A 17,465-nucleotide genomic window follows, 5' to 3' on the forward strand; every position below is an offset into this window, starting at 1 on the left:
GAATCCGGCGCGCACAGCCGATGAGGCGGGGAGGGGCTCGTGAGACGCATGACAGCGCGACCCGCGAACGCCCATCAGGCACGACTGCTACGGCTGTTGCGTGACGGAGGGCCCAACTCCCGCGCCCAGCTGGGCGACCAGGTCGACCTCTCCCGGTCGAAACTGGCCGTGGAGGTGGACCGGCTGCTGGAGACGGAACTCGTCGTGGCCGACGGACTCGCCGCCTCGCGCGGCGGGCGCCGCTCCCACAACATCCGTCTCAACCCGCATCTGCGCTTCCTCGGCGTCGACATCGGCGCGACCTCGGTCGACGTCGCCGTCACCAACGCCGAGCTGGAGATCCTCGGGCACATCAACCAGCCGATGGACGTGCGCGAGGGACCGGTCGCGGTCTTCGAGCAGGTGCTGTCCATGGCCGCCAAGCTGAAGGCCACCGGGATCGCGGAGGGGTTCGACGGCGCCGGCATCGGTGTCCCCGGGCCGGTCCGCTTCCCCGAGGGCATCCCGGTCGCGCCGCCGATCATGCCCGGCTGGGACGGCTTCCCCGTGCGGGAGGCGCTCAGCCAGGAGCTCGGCTGCCCGGTCATGGTCGACAACGACGTGAACCTCATGGCGCTGGGGGAGCAGCACGCGGGCGTCGCCCGCACCGTCGCCGACTTCCTCTGCGTCAAGATCGGCACCGGCATCGGCTGCGGCATCGTCGTCGGCGGTGAGGTGTACCGCGGTACGACGGGCAGCGCGGGCGACATCGGGCACATCCAGGCCGTGCCCGACGGACGCCCGTGCGCCTGCGGCAACCGCGGCTGCCTCGAGGCGCACTTCTCCGGCGCTGCCCTCGCGCTGGACGCCACGGAGGCCGCGGAGCAGCAGCGCTCGCCCGAACTCGCCGTCCGGCTCGAGGCGAACGGCACGCTCAGCGCCGTCGACGTCGCCGCCGCGGCCGCCGCCGGTGACGCCACCGCCCTCGACCTGATCCGCGAGGGCGGCAACCGCACCGGGCAGGTCATCGCCGGCCTGGTCAGCTTCTTCAACCCCGGCCTGGTGGTGATCGGCGGCGGAGTGACGGGCCTCGGCCACACCCTGCTCGCCGCGATCCGCACCCAGGTCTACCGAGGCTCGCTGCCCCTGGCGACGGGCAACCTCCCCATCGTCCTGGGGGAGCTGGGCCCCACCGCCGGAGTCATCGGCGCGGCCCGCCTCATCAGCGACCACTTGTTCTCACCCGCCTGACCCTCGCCGGGCGGCCCCGCCGCATCCGGCACCCCGACACCACCCGGCGCGGGCGCCCCGCCCGCACCGGCCGGCACCACCCGGCGCGGGTCCGCCCGCGCCGACCAGATCGGCACCACCCGTCGGTACGGGTCCGCCCGTACCGGCGTGCACGGCACAGCGCCGGTACGGCCGCCAGCCGCACCGGCACGAGCACGACCCGCCGGTGCGGAAGCCGCCCGCTTCCGGCGGGCAAGGCACCACCCGGCGCGGGTTCGCCCGCGCCGACCAGATCGGCACCACCCGTCGGTACGGGTCCGCCCGTACCGGCGTGCACGGCACAGCGCCGGTACGGCCGCCAGCCACACCGGCACGAGACGACCCGCCGGTGCGGAAGCCACCCGCTTCCGGCGGGCACGGCACCACCGTGCCGGTGCGGTTTCGCCGCCCGCACCCGTGCCGGACGACGGCCAGTCGTACCGGCATCCGGCACCCCGGCACCACCCGGCGCGGGCGCCCCGCCCGCACCGGCCGGCACCACTCGGCGCGGGTCCGCCCGCGCCGACCAGATCGGCACCACCCGTCGGTACGGGTCCGCCCGTACCGGCGTGCACGGCACAGCGCCGGTACGGCCGCCAGCCGCACCGGCACGAGCACGACCCGCCGGTGCGGAAGCCACCCGTCCCGGCAGGCAAGGCACCACCGCCGGAGCGGCCGCCACCCCCCTTCCGGCACGCGCAGCACCACCGTGCCGGTGCGACCGCCACCCGCGCCGGCGCGAAACGCACGCACCGCACGACCCGCCGTGTCGGAAGCCGCCTGCTTCCGGCTGGGAGCCGAACCACCCGCCCACGCGGGGCGTCGCCCCGTACCGGTACGACCCGCACCCGAACACCACCCACACCGCCGCCGCTCCGCTCCGCCCTGCCCGAAAACTCTTGCCCCGCGAGGGGCCGTCGGCCCACGCCCGCCGAGGGGAATCCGCATGGCACCAGAACCACCGCTGCTCAGCATGTCCGGCATCACCAAGTCGTTCCCGGGAGTCCGGGCCCTGGACGGCGTCGACCTGGACGTCCAGGCCGGCGAGGTGCACTGTCTGCTCGGCCAGAACGGCGCCGGGAAGTCCACGCTCATCAAGGTCCTGGCCGGCGCCCACCAGCCCGACACGGGCACGATCAGCTGGCGCGGGGAAGACGTCACCCTGCGCTCGCCGATCGCCGCCATGCGCCTCGGCATCGCCACCATCTACCAGGAACTCGACCTGGTGGAGCATCTGTCGGTCGCCGAGAACGTCCACCTCGGACACGAACCCACCACCGCCGGCTTCGTCGTCCGCGGAAGGGCGGCCCGCGCGTCCACCGCGGAACTCCTGCAGCGCCTCGGGCACCCCGAGATCGACCCCGGCCGTCTGGTCGGCGATCTGTCCGCCGCGCACCAGCAGATCGTGTCCATGGCCCGCGCCCTCTCCCACGACGTGCGGCTCATCGTCATGGACGAGCCGTCCGCCGCACTCGACCCGGACGAGGTCGACAACCTCTTCCGCATCGTCGGCGACCTGACCGCCGCCGGCGTCGCCGTCGTCTACATCTCCCACCGGCTGGAGGAGATCCGCCGCATCGGCGACCGCGTGACCGTGCTGAAGGACGGCCGTGCGGTGGCCCGCGGGCTCCCCGCCAAGTCGACGCCCACCAGCGAGGTGGTGTCGCTGATGACGGGCCGCAACGTCGAGTACGTCTTCCCGCCCCGTCCCGACACCCCGCGGGTCGCGGCCGCCGAGCCGGTGCTCACCGTGGAGAACCTGTCCCGGCGGGGCGAGTTCGCCCCGCTCGACCTCCAGGTGCGCCCCGGCGAGATCGTCGGCCTCGCGGGCCTCGTCGGGTCCGGGCGCTCCGAGATCCTCGAGACGATCTACGGCGCCCGCAAGCCCGACACCGGCCGCGTCCTCGTCGACGGCAAACCGCTGCGCCCCGGCAGCGTCCGCGCAGCCGTCCGCGCCGGACTGGGCCTCGCCCCCGAGGAACGCAAGGCGCAGGCCCTGTTGATGCTGGAGTCGGTCACCCGCAACGTGTCCGTCTCCTCCATGTCCCGTTTCGCGCGGGCCGGCTGGATCGACCGCGGCGCCGAACTGGGGGCGGCGCGCGCGGCGGTCCGGGAGCTGTCCCTGCGGCCCGACAACCCCGACGTGCCCGTGCGCACCCTGTCCGGCGGCAACCAGCAGAAGGCCGTCCTCGCCCGCTGGCTGCTGCGCGGCTGCCGGGTGCTGCTGCTCGACGAACCCACCCGCGGCGTCGACGTCGGCGCGCGGGCCGAACTGTACGCCGTCGTACGGCGACTGGCGGACGAAGGACTCGCCGTGCTGCTGGTCTCCAGCGAGGTGCCCGAGGTCCTCGGCCTCGCCGACCGCGTGCTGGTGCTGCGCGAGGGCTCCGTCGTCCACACGGCGCCCGCCCGCGAACTCGACGAACACCGTGTACTCGACCTGGTCATGGAAGGAAGCCCGGCGTCATGACGCAGAACGTCTCCCCGCCGCGGGACAGCGCCCCCAAGGTGCCGTCGGCCGGCGAACAGCCCGCCTGGCGGGCCGTGTTGTTCCGCGCCGACGTGCGCACCCTGTCCCTGCTCGGCGTGCTCGCCGTACTGATCCTGATCGGCGGCCTCACCAAGCCGGACCAGTTCCTGGACACCCGCAACCTCCAGCTGGTCCTCACCCAGGCGTCCGTCATCGGCGTCGTCACCGTCGGCATGACCTTCGTCATCATCTCCGGCGGCATCGACCTGTCGGTCGGCGCGATCGTCGCCCTCGCCTCCGTGTGGGCCACCACCGTCGCCACCCAGGAGTACGGCTTCGCCGGCATCCTCTTCACCGCCGTCCTGGTCGGACTAGGCTGCGGTCTCGTCAACGGGGTGCTCATCGCGTACGGCGGGATGGTGCCGTTCATCGCCACCCTCGCCATGCTCGCCTCCGCCCGCGGTCTGGCGCTCCAGATCACCGACGGACGCACGCAGATCGTCACCGTGGACAGCGTCCTCGACCTCGGCGAGCGCGACGCCTACGTGCTGGGCATCCCCCCGCTGGTGCTGGTGTTCGCCGCGGTCACCGTCGTCGGCTGGCTGGTCCTGAACCGCACCACGTTCGGCCGCCGCTCCGTCGCCGTCGGCGGCAACGCGGAGGCCGCCCGCCTGGCCGGCATCGACGTCCGCCGCCAGCGCCTCTACCTGTACCTGCTGTCCGGGCTGTGCTGCGGCATCGCCGCCTTCCTGCTGATCGTGCTGGCGGGCTCGGGCCAGAACACCAACGGCAACCTCTACGAACTCGACGCCATCGCCGCCGCGATCATCGGCGGCACCCTGCTCACCGGGGGCCGCGGCACCATCGTCGGCTCCGTCCTCGGCGTACTGATCTTCACCACCATCACCAACATCTTCGCCCTGAACAACCTGCAGACCGACGTCCAGCAGATCGCCAAGGGCGCGATCATCGTCGCCGCCGTGCTGGTCCAGCGGCGTACCGCGAGCACGACCTGAGGGAAGGGTTCACCGCCATGCCAGAGCCGACGTTCACCAGCCGCAGAGGGCTCCTCTTCGGAGCCGCCGCCGTCTCCGCCGGCGCCCTCGTCACCGGCTGCACCAGCAACGAGCCCAGCGGGGGCGGCGAGTCCGCCGCCAACAACCAGCCGGCCGCCGACGACAAGCCCGGCAAGCAGGTCACCATCGGCTTCGCCGGACCGCAGGCCGACCACGGCTGGCTCAACGCCATCAACGACAACGCCAAGCAGCGCGCCGAGAAGTACTCCGACGTCACCCTGGAGATCACCGAGGGCTCCAACGACACCGCCCAGCAGATCGGCCAGATCGAGACCCTCATCAACAAGAAGGTCGACGTCCTGGTGGTCCTGCCGGCCGACGGCAAGGCCCTCACCCAGGTCGGGCTGAAGGCGATGCGCGCCGGCATCCCGGTGGTCAACCTGGACCGCATCTTCAACACCCCGCAGGCGTACCGCTGCTGGGTCGGCGGCGACAACTACGGCATGGGCCTCAACGCCGGCCACTACATCGGCGAGAAGCTCAAGGGCAAGCAGGACGCCAAGGTGATCGAGCTGGCCGGCCTGGACAACCTGGAGCTGACCAAGCAGCGCACCCAGGGCTTCGACGACGCCCTGAAGAACTACCCGAACATCCGCAAGGTGGCCCGCCAGGCCGCCGAGTTCACCGTCGAGTCCGGCCAGGCCAAGATGGCGCAGCTGCTCCAGGCCCAGTCGCAGTTCGACGCGCTGTGGAACCACGACGACGACCAGGGCGTCGGCGCCCTGCGCGCCATCGAGCAGGCGGGCCGCGACGACTTCCTGATGGTCGGAGGCGCCGGCGCGCTCTCCGCGTTCGAGGCCATCAAGGCCGACAACGGCGTCCTGAAGGCCACGGTCCTGTACCCGCCGACGATGGCCGCCTCCGCGATCGACCTCGCCCGCGCCCTCGGCCAGGGCAAGGGCATCGGCGGCCTGGCCGAGTTCGAGATCCCCTCGTCGGTGACCTGCTACTCGGCCGTCGTCGACAAGGAGAACGTCGACCAGTACATGCCCACCGGCTTCCGGTGAGGAGCCCCGCTCCACGGGCCTGACCAGCCCACCGGGCGGGGACCGCCCCGCCCGCCACGACGACGAGGAGGACTTCCGAATGGCACAGCCGCAAGCGTCCGAAGGGGCGGAAACGGGGAAGCCACCGCTGCGCATCGGCATGGTCGGATACGCCTTCATGGGCGCCGCCCACTCCCAGGGCTGGCGCACCGTGGGACGCGTCTTCGACCTGCCGCTCCGCCCCGAGATGGCCGTGATCTGCGGCCGGGACGCCGACGCCGTGCGGGCGGCGGCCGACCGGCACGGCTGGGCGGAGGCCGAGACCGACTGGCGCGCCCTGGTGGAGCGCGACGACATCGACCTCGTCGACATCTGCACCCCCGGCGACAGCCACGCGGAGATCGCGCTGGCCGCGCTGGCCGCGGGCAAGCACGTGCTGTGCGAGAAGCCCCTCGCCAACACCGTCGCGGAGGCCGAGGCGATGGCCCGCGCCGCCCAGGAGGCGCGGGACCGCGGCCAGGCGGCCATGGTCGGCTTCAACTACCGCCGGGTGCCCGCCACCGCGCTGGCCCGGCGGATGGTGGAGGAGGGCCGCATCGGCACCCTGCGGCACCTGCGGGTGGTCTACCTCCAGGACTGGCTGGTGGACCCGCAGTTCCCGCTCACCTGGCGGCTGCGCCGGGAGCAGGCGGGCTCAGGCTCGCTCGGCGACCTCGGCGCGCACATCGTCGACCTCGCCCAGTACCTGGCGGGGGAGCGGCTCGCTGGCGTCTCCGCGCTCACCGAGACGTTCGTCCGTGAGCGGCCTCTGCCCACCGCGCCGAGCAGCGGCCTGGCCGCCGTCTCCGCGGCCGGCACCGGACAGGTCACCGTCGACGACGCCGCCCTGTTCACCGGCCGGTTCGCCTCCGGAGCGCTGGCGTCCTTCGAGGCCACCCGGTACGCCACCGGCCGCAAGAACGCCCTGCGGATCGAACTCAACGGCGAGCGCGGTTCGCTCGCCTTCGACCTGGAGCGGCTCAACGAGCTCGAGTACCACGACGGCACCGCGGACGCCGCGCACGGCGGCTTCCGCCGCATCCTCGTCACCGAGCCCGACCACCCTTACCTGGACGCCTGGTGGCCGCCGGGCCACGGGCTCGGCTACGAGCACACCTTCGCGCACCAGGCCCGCGACCTGGTGCACGCCATCGCCGAGGGCCGCGGCCCTGAGCCGTCCTTCGCGGACGGGCTCCAGGTGCAGCGCGTCCTCGCGGCGGTGGAGGAGAGCGCAGAGAAGAACGCCGTCTACACCCCGATCGCCGCCTGAGGAGGACGGATACGGATGCCGCGCAACTTCACGCTGTTCACCGGCCAGTGGGCCGACCTTCCGCTCGAGGAGGTCTGCCGGCTCGCCCGTGACTTCGGCTACGACGGCCTCGAACTCGCCTGCTGGGGCGATCACTTCGAGGTGGACAAGGCCCTCGCCGACCCCTCCTACGTGGCCGGCCGCCACCAGCTGCTCGACAAGTACGGCCTGAAGTGCTGGGCGATCTCCAACCACCTCGTCGGCCAGGCCGTATGCGACGCCATCATCGACGAACGCCACCAGAACATCCTGCCCGCACGCATCTGGGGCGACGGCGAACCCGAGGGCGTACGGCAGCGGGCCGCCGCCGAGATCAAGGACACCGCCCGGGCGGCGGCCCTGCTGGGCGTCGACACGGTGATCGGCTTCACCGGCTCGGCCATCTGGCACCTGGTCGCCATGTTCCCGCCCGCCCCCGACTCGATGATCGAGCGCGGCTACGAGGACTTCGCCGAGCGCTGGAACCCGATCCTGGACGTCTTCGACGCGGAGGGCGTGCGGTTCGCCCACGAGGTCCACCCCAGTGAGATCGCGTACGACTACTGGACGACCGTGCGTGCCCTCGACGCGGTGGACCGGCGCCCGGCGTTCGGCCTGAACTTCGACCCGTCGCACTTCGTCTGGCAGGACCTCGACCCGGTCGGCTTCCTGTGGGACTTCCGGGACCGCATCTACCACGTCGACTGCAAGGAGGCCCGCAAGCGCCTCGACGGCCGCAACGGCCGCCTCGGCTCCCACCTCCCCTGGGGCGACCCCCGGCGCGGCTGGGACTTCGTCTCCGCGGGCCACGGCGACGTGCCCTGGGAGGACGTCTTCCGCATGCTGCGCTCCATCGACTACGGGGGCCCTGTGTCGGTGGAGTGGGAGGACGCCGGCATGGACCGTCTCCAGGGCGCCCCGGAGGCCCTGAAGCGCCTCAAGGCCTTCGACTACGAGCCGCCGAGCGCGTCCTTCGACGCGGCGTTCAACAGCTGAGGGACGGGCCCTGCCGCAGGTGGTGACGGGGGCCGGCGCTGTCGCCGGTCCCCGGTCCGGCATGCCCTCACGCCGCTTTGTCCTGTTGAGGGAAAAAGTTCAACCAGGCGCGGTCCAAGGGGTGTTCCCCCAGGAAGAACGCGGTTACCGTCCCTGAGTGTTCAGGGCACCCACGCCTCCGGGGTGACGGCGCACCCCGGCGCCCGCACGCACCGCACGATCAGCATTCCGTACGGCCCCATCCCGTTCCCGGAGGGACTTCGTGCACAGAAGAAGACTGAAATCGACCCGCACCGCCCAACGCCCCGTCTTCCGCACCACGCTCGCCCTGGTCACCGGCCTGCTGCTGGCCGTGGGCACCCCGGCCACCGTCGCCGGCGCCCACCCCGGCCACCCGGAGCACGACGAACCGGCCGCGGCCGACGGGCAGTTCCAGCAGGTGCCGCTCGCCAAGGGCGAGGCCGAGACGGGCGAGCCCATGTCGCTCGCCGTCCTCCCCGACCGCAGCGTCCTGCACACCTCCCGTGACGGCACCCTGCGCCTCACCGACGCGGGCGGCACCACCAAGGTGGCCGGCCGTCTCGACGTCTACAGCCACGACGAGGAGGGCCTCCAGGGCGTCGGGGTGGATCCCGACTTCGAGAACAACCGGGCCATCTACCTCTACTACGCGCCGCCGCTCGACACGCCCGCCGGGGACGCCCCGGAGACCGGCACCGCCGAGGACTTCGCCACCTTCGACGGCGTCAACCGCCTCTCCCGGTTCACCCTGAACTCCAACGGCACCCTGGACCTGTCCAGCGAGAAGAAGATCCTGGACGTCGCCGCCTCCCGCGGCACCTGCTGCCACGTCGGCGGCGACATCGACTTCGACGCCGAGGGCAACCTCTACCTGTCCACCGGCGACGACACCAACCCCTTCGCCTCCGACGGCTACACGCCGATCGACGAGCGCGACAACCGCAACCCCGCCTTCGACGCGCGCCGCAGCTCCGGCAACACCAACGACCTGCGCGGCAAGATCCTGCGGATCAAGGTCAACGAGGACGGCTCGTACGACATCCCGGAGGGCAACCTCTTCCCGCCGGGCACCGAGAAGACCCGCCCCGAGATCTACGCGATGGGCTTCCGCAACCCGTTCCGCATCAGCGTCGACGAGAAGACGGGCATCGTCTACGTCGGCGACTACGGCCCCGACGCCGGCGCCGCCAGCCCCACCCGCGGCCCGGCCGGACAGGTCGAGTTCGCCAAGGTGACGAAGGCCGCCAACTTCGGCTGGCCGTTCTGCACCGGCGACAACGACGCCTACGTCGACTACGACTTCGCCACCGGCACCTCCGGCGACACGTTCGACTGCTCCGCGCCGAAGAACACCTCCCGGCACAACACCGGCCTGGTCGACCTGCCGCCCGCCCAGCCCGCCTGGATCCCCTACGACGGCGGCTCCGTCCCCGAGTTCGGCAGCGGCTCCGAGTCCCCGATGGCGGGCCCGGTCTACCGCTACGACCCGGACCTGGAGTCCTCGGTGAAGTTCCCCGAGGAGTTCGACGGCGACTTCTTCGCCGGCGAGTTCGGGCGCCGCTGGATCAAGCGCATCGAGCAGAACGAGGACGGCTCGGTCGCGAAGATCAACGACTTCCCGTGGACCGGCACGCAGATCATGGACATGGACTTCGGCCCCGACGGCGCGCTCTACGTCCTCGACTACGGCCTGTCCTGGTTCCAGGGTGACGAGTTCTCCGGGCTGTACCGCATCGAGAACGCCGAGGACGGCTTCTCCCCGATCGTCGGGGTGAGCGCCGACCGCACGTCCGGCGCGGCCGGCCTGAAGGTCACGTTCAGCGCCACCGCGGAGGACGCCGACTCCCCGGACCTCACCTACGCCTGGGACTTCGGTGACGGCACCAAGGGCGAGGGGCTGAACCCGACCCACAAGTACAAGAAGGTCGGCACCTACACGGCGACCTTCACCGCCACCGACCCCGAGGGCAACACCGGCAACGCCAGCGTCCGGATCGTCGTCGGCAACACCGAGCCCAAGGTGCGGATCGACGTCCCGGGCAACGGCAGCCTGGCCGCCTTCGGCGAGCCCGTGCCGTTCAAGGTGACCGTCACCGACCCCGAGGAGCGGATCGACTGCTCCAAGGTCAAGGTCGCCTACAGCCTCGGCCACGACTCCCACGCCCACGAGCTCACCAGCGAGACGGGCTGTGAGGGCACCCTCACCCCGCCCCCCGGCGACGGCGGCCACGACCCCAACGCCAACATCTACGGTGTGGTCGGCGCCAGTTACACCGACGGCGGGGCCAACGGCCAGGAGGCCCTCACCGGCACCGCGCGCACCGTCATCCAGCCGCTGCACCGCCAGGCCGAGCACTTCACCGAGCAGTCCGGCGTCAACGTCTTCGACAAGACGCAGGCCAACGGCGGCAAGACGGTCGGCGACATCAACGACGGCGACTGGATCTCCTTCAGCCCCTACCGCTTCGACGGGCAGAGGAAGATGACCGTACGGGCCTCCTCCGGCGGCGCCGGCGGCTACATCGAGCTGCGCACCGGTTCCCCCGAGGGCCCGCTGCACGGCTCGGCGTACATCCCGCCGACCGGCGGCTGGGAGACGTTCCAGGACGTCGACGTCCCGCTGCGGGCACTGCCGAAGAAGACCACCGAGATCTACCTGGTCTTCAAGGGCGGTGACGGCGCGCTGTTCGACGTGGACGACTTCGAGTTCTCGAAGGAGCCGTTCAAGAAGGGCAAGAAGGTCCTGGTCTTCTCGAAGACCGCCGGCTTCCGGCACGACTCCATCGGGGACGGCGTCAAGGCGCTGAAGGAACTCGGAGCCCCCGCCGGGATCTCGGTGACCGCAACCGAGGAGGCCGGACAGTTCACCACGGCCAACCTCGCCAAGTACGACGCGGTCGCCTTCCTCTCCACCACCGGTGACGTCCTCAACGCCGACCAGCAGAAGGCGTTCGAGAACTACGTCAAGAACGGCGGCGGCTACATGGGCATCCACGCCGCCGCCGACACCGAGTACGACTGGGAGTTCTACGGCGGTCTCGTCGGCGCGTACTTCGACTCGCACCCGGCCATCCAGAAGGCCACCGTGCGCGTCGAGGACCACGACCACCCGGCCACCGCGCACCTGGAGGACACCTGGGAGCGCACGGACGAGTGGTACAACTACCGCACCAACCCGCGTGAGCAGGCCAAGGTCCTCGCCACCCTGGACGAGACCACCTACCAGGGCGGGAACATGAAGGGCGACCACCCGATCGCCTGGTGCCAGAGCTACGGCGGCGGCCGCTCCTTCTACACCGGTGGCGGCCACACCAAGGAGTCGTACGCCGACGAGGCCTTCCGCACCCACCTGCTCGGCGGCCTCCAGTACGCCACCGGCCAGGTGAAGGCGGACTGCAAGCCGGACAAGGGCTACCGGAAGATCTTCAACGGCCAGACCCTGGACGGCTGGAAGCAGGCCGGCCCCGGCAAGTTCGTCGTCAAGGACGGCGGGGTCATGGAGTCGGAGGGCGGCATGGGCCTCCTCTGGTACCAGGCCAAGGAGCTGACGTCCTACTCGCTGAAGCTCGACTGGAAGATGCGCGGCGACGACAACTCCGGCGTCTTCGTGGGCTTCCCGGCCTCCGACGACCCGTGGTCGGCGGTCGACCGGGGCTACGAGATCCAGATCGACGCGACGGACGCGGCGGATCGCACCACCGGCGCGATCTACTCCTTCAAGTCGGCCAACATCAAGGCCCGTGACCAGGTGCTGCGCCCGCCGGGGCAGTGGAACTCCTACGAGATCAAGGTCAAGGGCGAACGGCTCCAGGTGTTCCTCAACGGGGTGAAGATCAACGACTTCACCAACAAGGACCCGCAGCGGAGCCTGACCGACGGCTACATCGGTCTGCAGAACCACGGTTCCGACGACAAGGTCTCCTTCCGCAACATCCAGCTGAAGGAACTGCCCTCCTAGGAGGGCCCGAGAACGGCGGCGGGCGGGCGGACGCCGGACCCCCGCCCGCCGCCTCACCCCGGGCCGCCCCGGCCCGGGACCTCCTTCGAGTTCTCCGGCACCTGATCCGACCCGGGAGGGACGGGCACCCGCCCGGCCCCCGGGCCGGCGGGCGCTCCACCTACGCGCCGTCACCGGCCTGGCCCCGGTGCCGATGCCGGGCGAGGCGCAGTGACGCGCCCGGGTTAGCCGCACGAGGTACCACCCGGCTCCCGGGTACGGGCCAGCGCCCGGTCCCAGTCCCGGTCTCGGGACGTGTACCCGCCCGGCCGCAGGCCGGGCACGCGCCGGGTTCCTGCCCGGGGCATCGCACGGCTCCTGCCCGGCAGGGCGACGGGCCGCGGACCGGACGTGTGACCGGGTCACCGACCCGGTTTCGCACCCGGCTCCCGGGCCCGGCCGCTGCCGGGCCGGGGATGAGCGCTCCCGTCCGGTCCCCGAGCCGGACACCACCCCGTCCGGGGTTCGGCACACCGCCGGCCGAAGGGCCGGCGGTGCGCCGGCGCACCGCCACATTCGGTTCGCGTTCGACAAGGAGGCTGCCCATGTCCGCCGAACCGTCCTCCGTCCCCACCACCTCTTCCCCCGCCGCCCTCCGCTACGGCGTCTGGCTCGTCGGGGCCCGTGGGTCCGTCGCCACGACCGCCGTCGCGGGATGCGCGGCCGTCGCCGCCGGGCTCCATCCGCCGACCGGTATGGTCACCGAGACCCCCGACTTCGCCGCGAGCGGCCTGCCCCCGCTGGCCTCGCTCGTCTTCGGCGGGCACGACACCGTCGACTGCCCGCTGCCCAAACGCGCCGAGCACCTCGCCGAGGGCGGCGTCCTCCCGCACGGCCTCCCGGCCGCCGTGCACGCCGAACTCCTGGCCGCCGACCGGGAGATCAGGCCCGGCGGCCCCGCCCTCCGTGACGCGGACACCGGCCCCGCCCGCGCCGACGACGACTGGATCGACGTCTTCGCCGCCGACATCCGCGACTTCACCGACCGCCACCACCTCGCCGGTACCGTCGTCGTGAACGTCGCCTCCACCGAACCCGCCCCCGCGGCCGGCGACCTGCCGCCCAGCTCCCTCTACGCGGCCGCCGCCCTCCGCGCCGGCTGCGGCTACGTCAACTTCACCCCCTCGACCGGCCTGCACCACCCCGCGCTGGCCCAGCTCGCCGCCGAGGCGGGCGTGCCGTACGCGGGCCGGGACGGCAAGACCGGGCAGACCCTGCTGCGGTCGGTACTGGGCCCGATGTTCCAGCAGCGCGCCCTCGCCGTGCGGGCCTGGTCCGGCACCAACCTCCTCGGCGGCGGCGACGGCGCCGCCCTCGCCGACCCCGCAGCGGCCGCCGCCAAGAACGCCGGCAAGGAACGCGTCCTCGCCGACACCCTCGGCGCCGCCCCCGAGGGCGAGGTGCACATCGACGACGTGCCCGCGCTGGGCGACTGGAAGACGGCCTGGGACCACATCGCCTTCGACGGCTTCCTCGGCTCCCGCATGATCCTCCAGACGATCTGGCAGGGCTGCGACTCCGCCCTCGCCGCGCCCCTCGTCCTCGACCTGGCCCGGCTGCTGCTCCGCGCCGGACAGCAGGGCATCACCGGCCCGCTGGGCGAACTCGGCTTCTACTTCAAGGACCCCGTCGGCGACGGCCCGGCGTCCCTGGGGGAGCAGTACACGGAGCTGAAACGCTTCGCCGCACGCCTGAGCGACACCGCACGCCCGACCGACGAGGCGGGGGACAGCGGGGCGCACCGATGACCCACAGCGCGTCGCCACCCCTCACCCCCGTGGACCGCGACACCACATCGGAGCCCCCGACCGCCGACGGCCCCGTCACCCCGAGCCGCGCCGCCGCCTGGGCCGAACTGATCCGCCTGCCCGCCCTGTTCACCGTCCCCGGCGACACCCTCGCCGGCGTCGCCGCGGCCGGCGCGCGGCCAGGACCCCGCGCCCTGCTCCCCATCGGCTCCTCCCTGTGCCTCTACGCGGCCGGCATGGTCCTGAACGACTGGGCCGACCGCGCCGAGGACGCCGTGGAACGCCCCCACCGCCCCCTTCCGTCCGGACGGATCCGCCCCACCGCAGCGCTGACGGCCGCCTGCGGACTCACCGGCGCCGGACTGCTGCTCGCCGCCCGCGCCGGCCGCCCCGCCCTCGCGGTGGCCGCCCCGCTGGCGGCGACGGTCTGGGCGTACGACCTGGCGCTGAAGCACACACCCGCGGGCCCGGCCGCCATGGCCGCCGCCCGCGGACTGGACCTGCTGATGGGCGCGGCCGCAGCGGGTTCCGCCCGTGCGGCGGCGCCCTCCGCCGCCCTCCTCGGCTGCCACACCCTCGCCGTCACCGCCGTCTCCCGGCGCGAGACCACCGGCGGCTCGACGGCGGCCCCGCTCGCCGCCCTCGCGACGACGGGCGCCGTGACCCGGCTGGTCGCGCACCGCCGTGCCCGACTCCCGGCAGGCCGGCGGGCAGCAGCCGCCCCCGGCCTGCCGGGTCCCACCCCGGTCGGTGGCGCCCGGGCCACACCCGCCGGCGCCGTCACCGCCGCGCTCGCCGCGGCCTACGCGGTCACGGCCGCCCGGCCGTACGTCCACGCCGCGCTCAACCCCTCACCCCCGCTCACCCAGCGCGCGGTCGGCGGCGGCATCCGCGCCACCGTCCCGCTCCAGGCGGCGCTCGCCGCCCGGTCCGGGGCGACCGCCACGTCCCTGCTGATCGCGGCGCTGGCCCCGGCGGGACGGCTGTTCGCCCGCCGGCGCTCCATGAGGAAGGTGAGCATCACATGACCGCGCACGAGCCCCCCGCGCTGCCGCTGCGCTTCGGCTACGGCACCAACGGCCTCGCCGACCTCCGCCTCGACGACGCCCTCGGCCTGCTGGCCGACCTCGGCTACGACGGCGTGGGACTGACCCTCGACCACATGCACCTCGACCCGCTCGCCCCCGACCTCGCGGCCCGCACCCGGTACGTCGCGCGCCGCCTGGACGAGCTGGGGCTCGGCGTCACCGTGGAGACCGGCGCCCGCTACGTCCTCGACCCCCGGCGCAAACACGGCCCGTCCCTGCTCGACCCCGACCCCGACGACCGGGCGCGCCGCGTCGACCTGCTGGTGCGGGCGGTCCAGGTCGCGGCCGACCTCGGGGCGCACGCCGTGCACTGCTTCAGCGGCACCGTCCCCGACCGCACCGACGAGGACACCGCCTGGAAGCGGCTCACCGAGGCGTTCGGGCCGGTGCTGGACGCCGCGTCCGCCGCCGGGGTCCCGCTCGCCGTCGAACCCGAGCCCGGTCATCTCCTCGCCACCCTCGCCGACTTCCACCACCTGCGCCGTGCCCTCGGCGACCCCGAGCCGCTCGGCCTCACCCTGGACATCGGCCACTGCCAGTGCCTGGAACCCCTCGCGCCCGCGGACTGCGTCCGCGAGGCCGCGCCCTGGCTGCGCCACGTGCAGATCGAGGACATGCGCCGCGGCGTCCACGAGCATCTGCCGTTCGGCGACGGGGAGATCGACTTCCCGCCCGTCCTCGCCGCGCTCGCCGCCACCGGATACCGGGGCCTGACCGTCGTCGAACTGCCCCGGCACTCCCACGCCGGCCCCCGCTTCGCCGCCCACTCGCTGCCGTACCTCCACCGCGCCGCCCGGCTCGCCGCCGAGCGCACCACCGGCACGTCCACCACCCCCTCTCACGGCGATCCCTCCGCCACCCCCGAAGGGAGCAGCACCCCATGACCCGCCCGCACGCAGCACCGGCCGGTCCGGACGCCGACACCATCGGCAGACCGGCCGCCCCCGGCGACGGCACCACCCCCGCCGTCACCCCGCCCGCCGACCTGCGCCGCCACCTCGCGTCCCGGCTCGACGGAGCCGCCCGCGCCTGGTTCGACCAGGCCGTGGACGAGGCGACCACCCACCCCGGCACCCACGGGCCGATCTCGGTGTGGGAGCTGCGCCTCGCCGAGGCGGGCCGCCGCTGCGGACCCGAACACGCCGACGCCGCCCGCGTCCTCATCCTGCACGCGGCCCGCGCCGACGCGGAGGCCCTGACCCGCGTCTACCACCAGGGCACCGCCGACGAACGCCGCGCCGTCCTGCACGCCCTGCCCCACCTGGTGCCCGGGCCCGAGGCGCTCCCGCTCGTCGAGGACGCCCTGCGCACCAACGACACCCGGCTGGTCGCCGCCGCCCTCGGCCCCTACGGCGCCCGCCACCTCGACGCCCACGCATGGCGGCACGCCGTACTGAAATGCCTGTTCACCGGCGTCGCCGTCGACCTGGTCGCGGACCTCGCCCGGCGTGCCCGCGGTGACGCCGAACTCGCCCGCATGCTCGGCGACCACGCCGCCGAGCGCACCGCCGCCGGCCGCACCGTCCCGGAGGACCTGCACCGCGTCCTGGCCCTGACCGAAGCCGCCCCGGCGCAGGGCGCGGCCGGCCCGGACGTCCCCCACGGCAAGGAGTCCTGATGCGCATCTTCGACCCCCACATCCACATGACGTCGCGCACCACCGACGACTACGAGGCCATGTACGCCGCGGGCGTCCGCGCCGTCGTCGAACCCTCCTTCTGGCTCGGCCAGCCCCGCACCTCCCCGGCCTCCTTCTTCGACTACTTCGACTCCCTCCTCGGCTGGGAACCCTTCCGCGCCGCCCAGTACGGCATCGCCCACCACTGCACCCTCGCCCTCAACCCCAAGGAGGCGGGCGACCCGCGCTGCACGCCCGTCCTCGACGCGCTGCCCCGCTATCTGCTCAAGGACAACGTCGTCGCCGTCGGCGAGATCGGCTACGACTCCATGACCCCCGCGGAGGACACCGCGCTCGCCGCCCAGCTCCAGATGGCGGCCGACCAGGGGCTGCCCGCGCTGGTCCACACACCGCACCGCGACAAGCTCGCCGGACTGCGCCGTACCCTCGACGTGGTCCGCGAGTCCGCGCTGCCGGTGGAGCGGGTGCTGATCGACCACCTCAACGAGACCACCGTCAAGGAGGCCAAGGACAGCGGTGCCTGGCTCGGCTTCTCCGTCTATCCCGACACCAAGATGGACGAGGAGCGGATGGTCGCCCTCCTGCGCGCCTACGGCCCCGAGCAGGTGCTGGTGAACTCCGCCGCCGACTGGGGGAAGAGCGACCCCCTCAAGACCCGCAAGGTCGCCGACCTGATGCTCGCCGAGGGCTTCACCGAGGACGACGTCGACCGCGTGCTGTGGCGCAACCCGGTCGCCTTCTACGGCCTCAGTGGACGCCTGAACCTCGACGTCACGGCCCCCGAGGCCACCCACGAGGGCAACTCCATCCTGCGCGGCCAGCCAAGAGACGCACCGACACCGGACACCGCCGACGCCGCGGGGGCGTGA

General features: G+C 73.1%; 12 protein-coding genes. All 12 read left to right on the forward strand.

Annotated elements, in window-relative coordinates; all coding sequences use genetic code 11:
• Window positions 1–48 precede the first annotated feature (48 nt).
• The 12 genes from MTR79_RS11755 to MTR79_RS11810 all read left to right on the forward strand — a co-directional run bounded on the left by MTR79_RS11755 (window position 49) and on the right by MTR79_RS11810 (window position 17,465).
• A complete protein-coding gene (locus MTR79_RS11755) occupies window positions 49–1,230 on the forward strand; it encodes an ROK family protein (protein ID WP_086702371.1) in 1,182 nt (393 codons plus the stop codon).
• A gap of 964 nt (window positions 1,231–2,194) precedes the next feature.
• Complete coding sequence (locus MTR79_RS11760) at window positions 2,195–3,718, forward strand: sugar ABC transporter ATP-binding protein (RefSeq protein ID WP_189363615.1); 1,524 nt, start codon at window positions 2,195–2,197, stop codon at window positions 3,716–3,718.
• Window positions 3,715–4,734, forward strand: a complete 1,020-nt coding sequence (locus MTR79_RS11765) for an ABC transporter permease (protein ID WP_048458824.1) — start codon at window positions 3,715–3,717, stop codon at window positions 4,732–4,734. The genes MTR79_RS11760 and MTR79_RS11765 overlap by 4 nt, the downstream gene beginning before the upstream one ends.
• 17 nt (window positions 4,735–4,751) lie before the next feature.
• A complete protein-coding gene (locus MTR79_RS11770) occupies window positions 4,752–5,801 on the forward strand; it encodes a substrate-binding domain-containing protein (RefSeq protein ID WP_244790051.1) in 1,050 nt (349 codons plus the stop codon).
• 79 nt (window positions 5,802–5,880) lie between these two features.
• A complete protein-coding gene (locus tag MTR79_RS11775) occupies window positions 5,881–7,089 on the forward strand; it encodes a Gfo/Idh/MocA family oxidoreductase (RefSeq protein ID WP_244790053.1) in 1,209 nt (402 codons plus the stop codon).
• Between the two features lie 15 nt (window positions 7,090–7,104).
• A complete protein-coding gene (locus MTR79_RS11780) occupies window positions 7,105–8,103 on the forward strand; it encodes a sugar phosphate isomerase/epimerase family protein (RefSeq protein WP_086702367.1) in 999 nt (332 codons plus the stop codon).
• A gap of 262 nt (window positions 8,104–8,365) precedes the next feature.
• Window positions 8,366–12,082 carry a ThuA domain-containing protein gene (locus MTR79_RS11785; protein ID WP_244790055.1) on the forward strand — a complete coding sequence of 1,239 codons (3,717 nt, stop codon included), beginning with the start codon at window positions 8,366–8,368 and terminating at the stop codon, window positions 12,080–12,082.
• Between the two features lie 584 nt (window positions 12,083–12,666).
• A complete protein-coding gene (locus tag MTR79_RS11790; RefSeq protein ID WP_244790057.1) occupies window positions 12,667–13,869 on the forward strand; it encodes an inositol-3-phosphate synthase in 1,203 nt (400 codons plus the stop codon).
• A complete protein-coding gene (locus MTR79_RS11795) occupies window positions 13,866–14,897 on the forward strand; it encodes an SCO3242 family prenyltransferase (protein ID WP_244790059.1) in 1,032 nt (343 codons plus the stop codon). Before MTR79_RS11790 ends, MTR79_RS11795 begins: the two co-directional genes overlap by 4 nt.
• The gene (locus MTR79_RS11800) at window positions 14,894–15,841 is read left to right on the forward strand and encodes a sugar phosphate isomerase/epimerase family protein (protein WP_244790061.1); all 948 of its coding nucleotides are present in this window, start codon (window positions 14,894–14,896) and stop codon (window positions 15,839–15,841) included. The genes MTR79_RS11795 and MTR79_RS11800 overlap by 4 nt, the downstream gene beginning before the upstream one ends.
• A complete protein-coding gene (locus MTR79_RS11805; RefSeq protein ID WP_189363619.1) occupies window positions 15,838–16,575 on the forward strand; it encodes an EboA domain-containing protein in 738 nt (245 codons plus the stop codon). The genes MTR79_RS11800 and MTR79_RS11805 overlap by 4 nt, the downstream gene beginning before the upstream one ends.
• Window positions 16,575–17,465 carry a TatD family hydrolase gene (locus MTR79_RS11810; RefSeq protein ID WP_086705269.1) on the forward strand — a complete coding sequence of 297 codons (891 nt, stop codon included), beginning with the start codon at window positions 16,575–16,577 and terminating at the stop codon, window positions 17,463–17,465. Before MTR79_RS11805 ends, MTR79_RS11810 begins: the two co-directional genes overlap by 1 nt.

This window comes from Streptomyces sp. BJ20 (assembly GCF_022869105.1).
Lineage (GTDB): Bacteria > Actinomycetota > Actinomycetes > Streptomycetales > Streptomycetaceae > Streptomyces > Streptomyces griseoincarnatus.